At 32.7% G+C, this 13734-nt stretch carries 14 protein-coding genes; all 14 read left to right on the top strand.

Features of this window, described 5'->3' with window-relative positions:
• Positions 1 to 24: 24 nt before the first annotated feature.
• Positions 25 to 885, top strand: coding sequence for an ATP synthase F1 subunit gamma (gene atpG / locus GOQ27_RS07600; RefSeq protein ID WP_203366248.1), 861 nt, complete (start codon positions 25 to 27; stop codon positions 883 to 885).
• Positions 886 to 912: 27 nt separating this feature from the next.
• The gene (gene atpD / locus GOQ27_RS07595; RefSeq protein ID WP_203366247.1) at positions 913 to 2319 is read left to right on the top strand and encodes a F0F1 ATP synthase subunit beta; all 1407 of its coding nucleotides are present in this window, start codon (positions 913 to 915) and stop codon (positions 2317 to 2319) included.
• Between the two features lie 16 nt (positions 2320 to 2335).
• The gene (locus tag GOQ27_RS07590) at positions 2336 to 2740 is read left to right on the top strand and encodes a F0F1 ATP synthase subunit epsilon (protein WP_203366246.1); all 405 of its coding nucleotides are present in this window, start codon (positions 2336 to 2338) and stop codon (positions 2738 to 2740) included.
• A 614-nt stretch (positions 2741 to 3354) separates the two neighbouring features.
• Positions 3355 to 4158: a YwmB family TATA-box binding protein gene (locus GOQ27_RS07585; RefSeq protein ID WP_203366245.1), complete on the top strand. Its 804-nt coding sequence runs from the start codon at positions 3355 to 3357 to the stop codon at positions 4156 to 4158.
• A gap of 99 nt (positions 4159 to 4257) precedes the next feature.
• Positions 4258 to 5517 carry a UDP-N-acetylglucosamine 1-carboxyvinyltransferase gene (murA, locus tag GOQ27_RS07580; protein WP_203366244.1) on the top strand — a complete coding sequence of 420 codons (1260 nt, stop codon included), beginning with the start codon at positions 4258 to 4260 and terminating at the stop codon, positions 5515 to 5517.
• 240 nt (positions 5518 to 5757) lie between these two features.
• Positions 5758 to 6795, top strand: coding sequence for a stage II sporulation protein D (spoIID, locus tag GOQ27_RS07575; RefSeq protein ID WP_203366243.1), 1038 nt, complete (start codon positions 5758 to 5760; stop codon positions 6793 to 6795).
• Between the two features lie 171 nt (positions 6796 to 6966).
• Entirely contained in the window at positions 6967 to 7425 is a 459-nt protein-coding gene (locus GOQ27_RS07570) for a hypothetical protein (protein WP_203366242.1), read from the top strand.
• Positions 7426 to 7703: 278 nt separating this feature from the next.
• The gene (locus GOQ27_RS07565) at positions 7704 to 9248 is read left to right on the top strand and encodes a transposase (RefSeq protein ID WP_203366241.1); all 1545 of its coding nucleotides are present in this window, start codon (positions 7704 to 7706) and stop codon (positions 9246 to 9248) included.
• Between the two features lie 191 nt (positions 9249 to 9439).
• Positions 9440 to 10006, top strand: coding sequence for a TetR/AcrR family transcriptional regulator (locus GOQ27_RS07560; protein ID WP_203366240.1), 567 nt, complete (start codon positions 9440 to 9442; stop codon positions 10004 to 10006).
• A 14-nt stretch (positions 10007 to 10020) separates the two neighbouring features.
• A complete protein-coding gene (locus GOQ27_RS07555; protein WP_203366239.1) occupies positions 10021 to 10326 on the top strand; it encodes a hypothetical protein in 306 nt (101 codons plus the stop codon).
• An 11-nt stretch (positions 10327 to 10337) separates the two neighbouring features.
• Entirely contained in the window at positions 10338 to 11012 is a 675-nt protein-coding gene (locus GOQ27_RS07550) for a zinc metallopeptidase (RefSeq protein WP_203366238.1), read from the top strand.
• Between the two features lie 169 nt (positions 11013 to 11181).
• Entirely contained in the window at positions 11182 to 12015 is an 834-nt protein-coding gene (locus GOQ27_RS17465; protein WP_203366237.1) for a peptidoglycan DD-metalloendopeptidase family protein, read from the top strand.
• 144 nt (positions 12016 to 12159) lie between these two features.
• Positions 12160 to 12414: a sporulation transcriptional regulator SpoIIID gene (gene spoIIID / locus GOQ27_RS07540; protein ID WP_203366236.1), complete on the top strand. Its 255-nt coding sequence runs from the start codon at positions 12160 to 12162 to the stop codon at positions 12412 to 12414.
• A gap of 296 nt (positions 12415 to 12710) precedes the next feature.
• Positions 12711 to 13733: a rod shape-determining protein gene (gene mreB, locus GOQ27_RS07535; protein ID WP_203366235.1), complete on the top strand. Its 1023-nt coding sequence runs from the start codon at positions 12711 to 12713 to the stop codon at positions 13731 to 13733.
• The last annotated feature ends 1 nt before the right edge of the window (position 13734 follow it).

Below are 13734 nucleotides of genomic sequence, written 5' to 3'. Positions count from 1 at the left end.
CTCATAGAAAGTAGAGGTGATTCGATGGCTCAAGAGAGTATGCAGGATATAAAGAGGCGAATCAAAAGTGTAGGTAATACAAAGCAAATTACTAAGGCTATGGAGCTTGTATCTTCTGCAAAATTAAAAAAATCTAGAAGAAGACTAGAAAAAACTGAACCATATTTTCTTACAGTTTTAAGAAGCATCCAGGATATACTAGCCTCAAGTAGAGGTGTTAGTCATCCAATGCTTGAAAATAGAGAAGTTAAGAATAAATGCTATATTATAGTAACTTCTGATAGAGGATTATGTGGTGGATATAACGTTAATATAATCAAAAAAGTAGAAGAGCAAATAGATAATAAAGATCAAGCTAAAATGATCACTATAGGCTTAAAGGGTAAAAGTCACTTTAAAAGAAGAGACTATGATGTTAAAGGAAGCTTCACTGGAATATCTGAAGAACCTACATTTATGGATGCAACTCAGATAGCTAATATAGCATTAAAGCTATATAAAGATGGAGAAGTGGACGAAGTAAATATCGCCTATACCCAGTTTAAAAGCACAATATCCCATGAACCTACAATAATGAAGCTTCTTCCTGCGGAAGAAATAAAAGAGAATAAATCAGATGTGAAAAATTCATTAACAGAGTATGAACCTTCCCCAGAGGAAGTACTAGACTATCTCATTCCTAAATATGTTAAGAGTGTAATATATGGAGCAATGATAGAGTCTTCTGCCAGTGAGCAAGGAGCTAGAAGAGTTGCTATGGAATCTGCCACAGAGAATGCAGAAGAAATAATTGATGACTTAACTCTAGACTACAATAGAGCTCGTCAAGCTGCCATCACTCAAGAAATTGCAGAGATAGTAGGTGGAGCAGAAGCTCTAAAATAGGAACTAAATGAAAAGGAGTTGAAATAGATGGCTGAAAATAACATAGGAAAGATAGTTCAGATAATCGGTCCTGTACTGGATATCAGATTTGATGAAGATAATCTTCCTAATCTATACAATGCCATTGATATAGAAGGCAAAAACGGCAAAGTAGTAGCAGAGGTTGCTCAACATATCGGAGATGATATTGTTAGATGTATATCAATGGATTCAACCGATGGATTTGTTAGAGGAATGGATGCAATAGATACCGGTGCACCAATAACAGTACCAGTAGGAGAAACAACTCTTGGAAGAATGTTTAATGTTACTGGTGATGCAATAGATGGAAAAGAAGATGTTACAGAAGGAACTAAAGCTGCAATCCATAGGCAAGCTCCACCTTTTGATGAGCAAGAGACAGCAACAGAGATATTTGAGACAGGAATCAAAGTAGTAGACCTTATCGCTCCTTATGCAAAGGGTGGTAAAGTAGGACTATTCGGTGGTGCTGGAGTTGGAAAGACAGTTCTTATCCAGGAACTTATAAATAACATAGCTACAGAGCATGGTGGATTATCAGTATTTGCCGGCGTTGGAGAAAGAACAAGAGAAGGAAATGACTTATACTATGAAATGAAGGATTCAGGAGTAATAGATAAGACATCCCTAGTATTTGGACAGATGAATGAGCCTCCTGGAGCTAGAATGAGAGTTGCTCTTACAGGACTTACAATGGCAGAGCACTTCAGAGATGAAGCTGGTCAGGACGTACTTCTATTCATAGATAATATATTTAGATTTACTCAGGCAGGATCAGAGGTTTCAGCATTACTTGGACGTATGCCAAGTGCCGTTGGTTATCAGCCTACATTAGCAACAGAGATGGGACAATTACAGGAGAGAATCACATCAACTAAAAAGGGTTCAATCACATCAGTTCAGGCAGTATATGTGCCAGCCGACGACTTAACTGACCCGGCTCCTGCAACAACCTTCGCCCATCTTGATGCGACAACAGTTTTATCCCGTTCAATATCAGAGTTAGGTATTTACCCTGCAGTGGATCCACTAGATTCCACTTCAAGAATACTAGACCCTGCTATAGTAGGAGAAGAACACTATGAAGTGGCCCGTCAAGTGCAGGAGCAACTTCAAAAATATAAAGAATTACAAGATATTATTGCAATCCTTGGTATGGATGAGTTATCAGAAGAAGATAAACTTACTGTAGCAAGAGCAAGAAGAATTCAGCGTTTCCTATCTCAGCCATTTAACGTAGCTGAGCAGTTTACAGGAATGCCAGGAAAATATGTAACTATAAAAGAAACAATAAGAGGATTTAAAGAAATCCTTGAAGGAAAGCATGATGAACTTCCAGAATCAGCATTCCTATTTGTAGGTACAATAGATGAAGCAGTAGAAAAAGCTAAGAAAATGAAAGAAGAAGAATAATAGGCGAGGTGATAGAATGGCTTCAACACTTACCCTCGAAATAGTAACCCCAGATAGAAAGTTCTTTGAAGACGAGGTGGAAAAGGTAGTAGTAAGAGGTTTAGAAGGAGATATAGGTGTCCTTAGAAATCATATACCATTAGTAACTCCCCTTGCCATCGGAAGGGTAAAAATTAAACAAAATGGGGAATATAGAATAGCCGCTGTTGCAGAAGGATACTTAGATATAACAGAAACTAAGACCACAATAGTCACAGATGCAGCAGAATGGCCAGATGAAATAGACTTAAATCGAGCAGAATTAGCAAAGCAAAGAGCAGAAGAAAAATTAAAGAAAAAAGATAAAAATATAGACTACGACAGAGCAGAAATAGCTCTAAGAAAAGCAATTAATAGAATTAACGTAGCAAAAAGAGGATAGTGAGACAGAGGGACAGTTCTTCTGTATCACTTTTCACAGATTCGACAAAAAAGGCTTCCAATTTGGAAGCCTTTTTTATTGTCTCACCTCTCCTATGGGAAATCATGGTTCGAATGATATAATATATAGGACATTAGCCTTATATATTATATAGAAAAATAGGATTAAAATAGTATTTGTTCCAAGATATCAAATAAATGTCGAATTAAGCAGTAAATTGACGAAACATAGCAGGTTTAAGTAATAGACAAGTATACAGTATTTTTAGTATAATTGAAGTATTGAAATGTTAGTTGGTAAAATTCATATTAATTTCCTGAAAAGTTTGATAAATTAAAAAAAATTTTTAAATTTATCATCAATACCCAAAGTATTGATAAATAAAACTGTTATTAATTTCTTTAACCGGGTAAATTACTGAATAAGAAGGGACATTGAAAATTTTACTCTTTCCTTAAAAATTTTAATAAACTAATGTATAAAGGACAAGATAAATTGTCAATACTGTTTATTGTAAGGGAAGAGTACTAGACAGTAAAAATGTTTTTGTCCCCCTTTAACATTTTTACCACTGATCTTGCTCTTCCCTATTTATATTTTAGGGAGGAATAACAATGAAGGGTAAAAGGTTAATTGTATCAATAGGATTAATAGCAATGCTGGCATTTTCAAATTATACAGTATCCCAAGGAATAAGGGATAATCTATCAAAACCAGTGGTAAGTGCATTTAAAGTATCAGAATCAGAATTACTACAGGTTAGAATAAATGCTAGAGATCAGATATCTCAAGAGTATTTAAAAGAAAACGAAATTAAAAAAGTAGGACAAGGCTTACTTGATAAATTCAACATTCAAGGAGAACTTGAATATGAAAATTATCAACAGGATATGTTGGATGAAAATAAACCTATATATACTATGGATTTTATTGAAGAAGAAGATCAGAGAAAACTGATAATATCTGGCAAGGATAAAAATAACAGTTCTGTCACAATAATTCTTTTGACATATATTGATAAATATAGTAATCTAAATAAGACTGAATTAATAGTTGACATAACATCAGAGAAACTGGAAGAATATGATAAAATTCAAAGTAATATAAAAACTATTTTTAACAACATGGAAATGAATCCAAAAATAAACACTTGTATTGTTGGTACATTTGATGGTGATATAGAAAATAATGAAAAAATCGATATAGTCTCAGAGATAATGGTAAGAGTAGGAGCAAAAAAAGTAGAAGAATATACTCAACCAGATATTATAAGCATTTCCGCTTATTCACCAAATATAGATAATCATATCTATACAGGTAATAATAAGATGAATTTAAATATTGCTATGAGACATAATTATACTGAGGATAAAACTTATATCTGGATTGCCACACCAATAATAGATCATGGATACTAATCATTCCAAAAAAAACTAGAAATTAAAAAAATGATAATATTAACAACCGAAAAATTCCAAAACTAAATATACAATAAGTATTACAAGGAGGAAATTTAAGTGCCAAAACTCATAGTAGAAAAGAGTCCTCCGTTAAAGGGGACAGTTAGAATCAGTGGAGCAAAGAACTCCGCATTACCAATAATGGCAGCGACGCTATTATCAACTGATACATGTGAACTTAAAGAAGTACCAAATTTAAGAGATGTAAATGTAATGACAGAAGTGTTAAGGTCATTAGGAGCTGAAGTAGAAAAGAAAAATAAAGAATCCTATGATATAAACTCAGCAAATATAAATAATGTAGAAGCACCTTATGAATTAATGAATAAAATGAGAGCATCATTCCTAGTGATGGGACCATTACTAGCAAGACTAGGAAAAGCTAGAATATCCATGCCAGGAGGGTGTGCTATAGGTACCCGTCCTATAGATCTTCACTTAAAAGGTTTTAAAGCCTTAGGAGCAGAGATTGAAGTAGGTCATGGATATGTAGAAGCAAAAGTTGATCAATTAAAAGGAAATAGAATTTATCTAGACTTCCCAAGTGTTGGGGCTACAGAAAATATTATGATGGCAGCTAGTATGGCAGAAGGAGAGACAATACTCGAAAATGTAGCTCAAGAACCAGAGATAGTAGACTTGGCCAATTTCTTAAACAAAATGGGTGCTGATATAAAAGGCGCCGGAACTAATACAATGAGAATTAATGGAGTAGAGAAGTTAAGTAGTTGTGAACACACTATCATACCAGACAGGATTGAAGCTGGAACATATATGACAGCAGCTGCAATGACTGGTGGAGATATTACAATAGAAAACGTGGAAATAGATCACGTTAAATCAATAATCTCTAAACTTAAAGAAGCAGGTATAAAGTTTGAAGAGGTAGCGAATAATTCATTAAGAGTTATAGGACCAGAAGTTATTAAAGCCGTAGATGTCAAAACACTACCTTATCCAGGATTCCCAACGGATATGCAATCCCAGGTAATGGCATTAATGAGCATGGCTGAAGGAACTAGCGTTATAATAGAGACTATCTTCGAAAATAGATTCATGCACGTAAATGAATTAAGAAGAATGGGAGCAGATATTAAAATAGACGGTAGATCTGCCATAGTAACAGGGACTAATAACCTTATGGGTGCACCGGTAAAAGCAACAGACCTAAGAGCCGGAGCAGCATTAATCTTAACTGGACTTATATCTGATGATATTACTGAAGTAAATCAAATACATCATATTGATAGAGGGTATTCTGATATAGAAGAAAAACTTACTAAGTTAGGTGCTAAGATTAGAAGAGTAGAAGACTAAAAAGTAGAGGATTTTAATCCTCTACTTTTTTACTGTTCTTATTTTTCATCAACATCCCTCGACAGTAAAATATTTCCCATTACAATTTCCCAGGAAATATGACACTATTTTCCGGGGAAATAATTCTAAATTTTCAATCATATATCTCTTACTAATGTCATATCTTATATATATGTATTGATAAGAATAAAGCTAGAGAAAACTTTAGACTATTAACTAAAAGGAGAAATGGGGGATTAAATGAGATCATTATTAGCATTAATAGGCTTCATACTGTTGATAACACTAATATTTCCTATTATCATTCTAGCTACTTGGAATGGGGAAATAGAAGAGAAGGAAATAAAAGAAATAAAAGAAATCACTGATGTAAAGAATCAAGACATAGTAGATTCAAAGGAATTGACTGTAGATATATACGATAAAGAAACAAAAAAAGTAATAAATATGACTTTAGAGGAGTACATTAAAGGAGTAGTAGCAGGAGAAATGCCTGCAGAATTTGAAGTTGAGGCATTAAAGTCTCAATCAGTAGCAGCTAGAACCTATGCAATCTCTAGAATGATACAATATAAAGAAGGTCACCCTGAACATCCTAATGCCCCCTTATGTAATACTATCCATTGTCAAGTGTGGTATTCTAAGGATAAATTACTGGAGCTACATTCTCAGGAGTGGTATGACAAGTATTGGGGAAAGATAGAACAAGCCGTGAAGGATACAAAAGGAGAGATCCTTACCTATGAAGGGAAAATAATAACAGAACCATTATTCCACTCTTCCAGTGGAGGAATGACAGAAGCTTCTGAGGAAGTATTTTCATCAGCTAAGCCATATTTAAGACCGGTAGAGAGTCCCTATGAAGGAGAATCCCCCAGTATTAGAGATAACTTTAAAATATCAATAGATAAGTTCATCTCAAAATTAAAAGAAAAATATCCAACAATAAATATTACTAAAGACAATATTGAAGATAAAATAGACTTAATAGAAAAGACTAGTACCGGTAGAATAAGTAAGATTAGAATTGATAATGTAGTAATGAGTGGAAGAGACCTAAGAACTCTATTCGGATTTAAATCAACAAACTTCACTATCACAGTAATACCAAAGGATAATGAAATAATTATACAAACCATAGGAAATGGCCACGGAGTAGGAATGAGTCAATGGGGAGCCAACGGAATGGCTGAAAAAGGTAGTAACTATAAAGAAATATTAAAGCATTACTATACAGGAGTAGAAATATTGCAGGTCACTAAGGAGATGATGAAATAACCGGGGAGAAATCCCCGGTTATTTTTATGATGTCTTATTATTGTTGATTTTTTTGTCACTCAGAACGAAGTGAAGAGTCTGAAGAATTTTTATACTTATAAATTGAACAGAGTAATTAAACATCAAAACAAAATATGGTATAATTTAACAAAGAGAGTATAGGGGGAGCTTATGAAAAAAATATATATTATTTTATTAGCTATAGTAGCAATTGTTGTTATATTACTTGTACTAAATACTTATCTAGAAAGGGGAACTTTTGAAGAGATAGTATTTAATAAATATGTAGAAAATGATGTCTTTACATATATGGAGATAAAGGGAGATGAAGGAGAAAGAAGTACAGAAGACCAAGAAAAAATAGAAGAATTAATATCATATCTAAATAATGTAAAATTAAAAGAAAGATCTTACAGATTAGTTGCAGAAGATAATAAGCATCTTAGAGTAAATTTAAGTAATAAAGGTAGAAGTGAAGTTTTATATATAGTCATAGATAAGATAAATGTTAATATTATTTATAAGACAACCTCATTAGAATATAAGGGTGAAGAACTTCGTAAAGAATATAAAATAACAGACAAAGATTTTGATATAGAAAAAATACAAGAAATCTATGATTCTCTTTAGGTATCATAGATTTGTTGTATTATATTAATAAAAGATTTACCTTTGTCTATCATTGCTTATATCTTTGTCACTCTGAGCCTGTCGAAGAGTCTTAAAAACAAGATCCTTCCCGATGCTCAGGATGACATAAAAAATCATATAAATCCTCACTGGTTTTCCCATGTCATATTGACAAAATATTAAAAATATATTAATATGAACTTAAGTTCATATTAAATGAATAAAGGTTCACAGAATTTATAGCGCAAGGAAGCCCACTCCTTTAGGAGGTGATTATATTGAAAAAGAAAAACAAAAGGCCGTCATACATATTAGAATTAAGGTTAGAAACAGAGAAATATCAAGAAGATATATTAAATAAAAGATTAGAAATAGGCAGGCAAATGTATAATGCTACTTTGGGCGAAGCCCTAAAAAGATATAATCATCTCAAAAGAAGTAGAAAATATAAAGAGTTAATGAAAGAATTAATTGATATAAATAAGAAGATTAATAACAATAAAGATAATAAAAAAGAAAAGAAGTTAAATAAAGAAAGAAAAATAATAATAACAAAATTAAATGAGCTAAGAAAAGAATCCAAACTTACTGAGTACGACCTACATAGTTATATTGTACCGATGAAAAGACAATTTGATTGTTTAGATATAAATACAGCTCAAAAAATAGCAACTAGGGCCTGGAAGTCTATGGAGAATATAATTTTTGGAGATGGAAAGAAAGTATCCTTTAAGAAATATGGTCAGCTAGATTCCTTGGAAGGTAAAAACAATACCTCTGGAATAAGATTTAGAGATAATACTCTTGAGTGGCTAAGATTAGCTATCCCTGTAAGAATAAGAAGAAATGATATCTACGCCCATGAAGCCCTACAGAATAAGATAAAGTATTGCAGGATAGTTAGAAAAGTAGTTAAAGGTAAATATAAATATTATATACAACTAGTCATCGAGGGAACCCCTCCTTCCAAGAGAGATAATAAGGGAGATTTTAAGCAAAAATACGGCGATAGCCGAGTTGGAATCGATCCATCCTTAAGGAGTATAGCCTATAGCTGTGATAAAGAAGTTGGACTCCAGGAATTAGCACCTTCGGTGGATAACTTAGATAAAGAAATTAGAAGAAGTCAAAGGAAATTAGATAGGTCTCGGAGAGCGACTAACCCTAATAAATTCAATCCAGATAGCACAATAAAGAAAGGTAGTAAGGATAAATGGGTTAGGTCTCAAAACTATATAAAAGAGTTATTTAAACTGAAAGAATTATATAGGAAATTAAGTGATATTAGGAAGATAGAGCATAACATATTAGCCAGTTATTTACTTAGCCTAGGAACAGACATCTATGTAGAGAAAACGGATTTTAAGGCTCTAGCGAAGAAGGCTAGAGAAACAAAAGTTAATGAAAAGACCGGTAGGTTTAAGAGAAAGAAAAGGTTTGGAAAGTCTATAGGAAGTAAAGCCCCGAGTAAATTCTTCGAAGTTTTAAATAGGAAGCTAGGATATATAGGGAAAGAAATAAAGTATATTAATCCTTGGACATTTAAAGCCAGTCAATACGACCACCACTCTGATGAGTGCAATAAAGTGTCTCTAAGTAATAGATGGAAAGATATAAATAATAATAAAGTTCAAAGGGATTTATATAGTGCATTTTTGATTATGAATAGTAAAAAAGACTTAGAAATAACTGATAGGAAGAAATGTTTAGAGAATTTTGATATATTTTTAGAGCTTCATAGTAAAGAAATTAATAGAATTAAAAAAGCCAAAAGCTTAAAGATATTCTCAAGCTTCGGCATAAAAAGAGAAGTGCAAATTTAAATATATAATTTTAAAAGGTTGAGCTGCCAGCCTTAAGTTATCGCTAATAGCCTGTTAGGGCTATGGATAATAAAGTCTAGATGAAAATAAGTTAGTTCTATTGATTAGATACCATCTTTTAATAGAGAAGCTTTTAGTAATTTAGAACCCCACTCCTTCAGGTGTGGGAGCAGTCAGAAAGGAGTATTTATATGCCTAAGATAATCAATGATATTGAAGAAAGAATATTTGTATCAGCATTCAATTTATTCTCTAAACATGGGTATAAAAAGGTTGATATGAAAATCATAGCTGAAGAGTCTGGGATAGCAGTAGGAACTCTATATAACTATCATCCCAACAAAAAAAGCTTATTTATTGATGTTTTTAATAAAAGTTGGGCAGAAACCTTTGAGAAACTTGATTTAGTACTGAGGAATGACGCAGCTAAAATGGATAAAATAAATAGCTTTGTTAGAGTTCTATACGATGAAATACTAAAGAGAAAAGGTATGGGAAATGAACTAATAAAGACAAGTATCATTAAAAGAGAAGAAGGATATATAAAAGGAGAACTACTATCTCGATTAAAACAGATGCTATCTATGAAAGAAGAAGTAGATTATATATTAGAGTGTAAATATGAAGAACGTTTACTCGAGACAATTTTAGTATCCTTTATCACCATGATGATGGAGCATCCTGATGAAGAAGAAGATAATATTAATTACTTATCAAATCTTTTATGGAATATATATGTAAATATCGAACACTATTAAAAAGAGGTGAATCTATGGAATTTTTATATGGTGCTTTTGAAATGCTAATAGTATATATTATACTTAGTAACTTAGTAAAAATAGGATATGCACTAGTAAACAAAAAGAAAATAGAAGAAAAATTAAAAGAAAGACAGAAAAGAGAGCAGGAAGTAGAAGAAAAAGAAGAGCCAATAGTCATAGAGACAGTGATGGATCCAGTATGTAACACTGAAATAGAAAAAGATAATGCCTATGTAATAGTAGAAGATACTGATAGAAAGTATTTTTGTAGCTGGGATTGTAGACAAAAATATATAAATGAAAAAAATGAAAACTAAGAGGTGATAGCATGTATTTTGGAGACTTAGGATTTTTCTTATTAATACCAACAATAATATTTGCAATGTATGCTCAAGGAAAAGTGAAAAGAACCTTTAATAAATATTTGAAGAAACAAAGTGCATCAGGCTATACAGGATATCAAGTAGCTAGAACAATATTAGATAGAAATGGCCTTCATGATGTTAATATAGAGATGGTTAGAGGTAAATTATCAGACCATTATGACCCAAGAAAAAGAGTACTAAGATTATCAAAGGATGTATATGAAAGGAGCAGTATAGCTTCAGTTGGAGTAGCTGCCCATGAGGTAGGTCATGCTATACAGCATTCAGAAGGATATTTTCCATTATTATTAAGAAACAATATAGCACCGATAGCAAGTTTTGGAGCAAGATTTGTATGGATATTAGTATTTGGTGGATTGATACTAAGTATAGGAGATTTAGTGTATATAGGAGTGTTTTTATATCTAGCGGTAGTGGCATTTCAAATAATAACATTACCAGTAGAGTTTAATGCCTCTAATAGAGCCGTAGCTCAATTAAATAATGGTATAATATCAGCAGAAGATATAAAACCAACAAAGAAAGTTTTAAGTGCAGCAGCATTGACATATGTAGCAGCTACACTAGTGGGTATAGCCCAACTTATCAGACTTTTATTGTTAGCAAATAGAGATTAATTTAATAGAATAATTCACTACCCTAGAGGAAATTTCCTCTAGGGTATTTTTTATGTCAAAAAAACTTATCCAAAATATCCTAATACTTCTAAAATTAATGTATTAAATTCTGAATAATGTAAATAATAGTAACTGAAATATTTTTTACATATATATGGAGGTGTAACGTGTGGATAAATTTAATAAGGATCCTAACAATGACAAAGGACCAAAAAAGAATAAGGATAAAAAATCAGTAATGAATAGAATGAAAAATGTAACACAAAGAGATGGGTTTTATTTAGTATTGTTTTTATGCATATGTATAGTAGGAATCACAGCAGTATGGGTATCTAGTGATAACTTTAATAAGGTCGCAGATCTGGATGAAAAAGAGAACGAATTAGCTGAAGATGATAGAGACATAGTAGATTATTATCTTGATGGTGATGATTATGATGATCAACAGGATCCTGATACAGAGGATGTTGATATAGAAGAGACAGATAAAGCAAAAGAAGAAACTAAAGAAGAAGCAAAAGCTAATACAGAAGAACAAAAGTCAACAGATGAAGAAGCAATAGAAGCTACATCTTCTCAAGGAAAACAGTTAGCAATGCTAGTACCTATTATGGGTAAGCAGTCTATGGGATTCGCTGAGGATAAATTAGTATATTCTGAGACCTTAGAGCAATGGACTACCCATAATGGACTAGACATTCAGGCAGCCGAGGGAAGTGCAGTAAGGGCAGTCCTTTCAGGGGTAGTAAAAGAGGTAGTTACCACAGATGAATTGGGAATAGTGGTTACAATCGATCATAGTGATGGCCTACAAACTAAGTATGGATGTCTTTCTACAGATGAAATGGTAGAAGCAGGACAACAAATAGAAAAGGGCGATCCTATAGGAGCAGTCGGAAAATCAGTAGGCTATGAATTAGCCCAAGGTCCTCATTTGCATTTTGAGGTATTAGAAGCAGGTAAAAACATCGACCCAAAAAATTATTTGCCAGACTTTGAGTAATATAAATAAAAGTTAGAAAAACAGAAGAATTTAAGAATTGCTTAAAATAGTACATCTCTCCCTGTGAATAAATTGTTCTATTCATAAAGAGAAGAGCATAATAATGTAAAAAAGACGGTGTAGCCATCAAAGGGGGTTAGGCATGTGAAAGACTATATAGAGGAAAGGGCTTTGGAGATTGCAAATTATATTATAAATGAAAAGGCTACTGTACGACAAACTGCCAATATATTTGGAGTGAGTAAGAGTACTGTTCATAAAGATGTAACTGAACGCCTTCCCAAGATAAACCCTCTTATCTCGAAGCAGGTAAAGAGTGTTCTTGAAAAAAACAAGGCAGAGAGACATATCAGAGGCGGTAAAGCAACAAAAATAAAGTATAGTTCCATCGGCAAATAAACCTCAAGATGAAAAAAATAAAAGGATCGATAGAAATATCGGTTCTTTTTTTATTGTGAAAATTGATCTAAAACCCCTTATTTCTACTAAAATAGCATGTCGGAAAACAGAGATATAACCATATATATGTCAGAAAAATAGCAATAGGCAAATATAACTAAAAAAATATAAAAAAAAGTTGAATATTGTGAAGGATTTTTTAAAAATATATAGAAATACTATAAAAGCATGTCATTTAGATATTTACGGATTATAAGAAAATTAATATATATAAAGTAGAAAGTGAGGTTTTTGAAATGTTTTCACTAAGGGCGGATATGGGAATAGATTTAGGAACAGCCAGCATACTGGTATATGTAAAAGGCAAGGGTATAGTACTACAAGAACCTAGTGTGGTTGCTATTGATAAAAATACAGACAAGCTTCTAGCAGTTGGGGAAGATGCTAGAAAAATGTTAGGTAGAACTCCTGGAAATATCGTAGCAATAAGACCCTTAAAAGATGGAGTTATATCAGATTATCATATAACAGAAAGAATGCTTAAATATTTTATAAACAAGGCAGCAGGTAAATTTTTATTTAAACCTAGAATAATAATATGTGTACCCAGTGGAGTGACCGGGGTAGAAAAAAGAGCTGTTATAGAAGCAAGTAATCAAGCCGGTGCAAAAAAGACATATCTTATAGAAGAACCTATAGCAGCAGCGATAGGAGCAGGACTAGATATAACTCAGCCTGATGGAAATATGGTTATAGACATGGGAGGAGGTACTACTGACATAGCAGTAATATCCCTTGGAGGTATAGTAGTAAGTGAATCCATAAAAATAGCTGGAGATAAATTAGACGAAGCCATAGTTAGATATATGAGAAGAAAACATAATCTAATGATTGGGGAAAGAACAGCTGAAAATATCAAGATGACTATAGGTACAGCCTATCCTAGACCAAAAGAAATATTTATGGATGTAAGAGGACGTAACCTAGTATCTGGATTACCTAATACTATCAAAGTATCCTCTAAAGAAATACTTCATGCCTTAGAGGAAACAGTTACAACTATAGCTGATGCAGTGCATTCAGTACTAGAAAAAACACCACCAGAGCTAGCATCAGATATAAGTAATAAAGGAATGATCATGACTGGAGGAACTGCCCTATTACATGGTTTGGATAAATTAATAAGTAAACGTACTGGAATACCTGTATATATAGCGAAGGATGCAGTATCCTGTGTAGCTAAAGGTACAGGAAAATCACTGAACTGGATGGAAGTACTAGAAGATTATATGATGTCAGAATCAAGACGAGGTAGATAAA

This window comes from Anaeromonas frigoriresistens (assembly GCF_016820655.1).
In the GTDB taxonomy this organism is placed as follows: Bacteria; Bacillota; Clostridia; order Tissierellales; family SIT17; genus Anaeromonas; species Anaeromonas frigoriresistens.
Note: the sequence above shows the minus strand (reverse complement) of the source record. Positions and strands in the feature narration are given on the sequence as shown.

What these genes read in the sequence shown, in the direction of transcription:
- mreB (WP_203366235.1), top strand. Translation starts at nt 12,711, where the DNA reads ATGTTTTCACTAAGGGCGGATATGGGAATAGATTTAGGAACAGCCAGC.
- GOQ27_RS07585 (WP_203366245.1), top strand. Translation starts at nt 3,355, where the DNA reads ATGAAGGGTAAAAGGTTAATTGTATCAATAGGATTAATAGCAATGCTG.
- GOQ27_RS07560 (WP_203366240.1), top strand. Translation starts at nt 9,440, where the DNA reads ATGCCTAAGATAATCAATGATATTGAAGAAAGAATATTTGTATCAGCA.
- spoIID (WP_203366243.1), top strand. Translation starts at nt 5,758, where the DNA reads ATGAGATCATTATTAGCATTAATAGGCTTCATACTGTTGATAACACTA.
- GOQ27_RS07590 (WP_203366246.1), top strand. Translation starts at nt 2,336, where the DNA reads ATGGCTTCAACACTTACCCTCGAAATAGTAACCCCAGATAGAAAGTTC.
- atpG (WP_203366248.1), top strand. Translation starts at nt 25, where the DNA reads ATGGCTCAAGAGAGTATGCAGGATATAAAGAGGCGAATCAAAAGTGTA.
- GOQ27_RS07550 (WP_203366238.1), top strand. Translation starts at nt 10,338, where the DNA reads ATGTATTTTGGAGACTTAGGATTTTTCTTATTAATACCAACAATAATA.
- GOQ27_RS07555 (WP_203366239.1), top strand. Translation starts at nt 10,021, where the DNA reads ATGGAATTTTTATATGGTGCTTTTGAAATGCTAATAGTATATATTATA.
- atpD (WP_203366247.1), top strand. Translation starts at nt 913, where the DNA reads ATGGCTGAAAATAACATAGGAAAGATAGTTCAGATAATCGGTCCTGTA.
- GOQ27_RS07570 (WP_203366242.1), top strand. Translation starts at nt 6,967, where the DNA reads ATGAAAAAAATATATATTATTTTATTAGCTATAGTAGCAATTGTTGTT.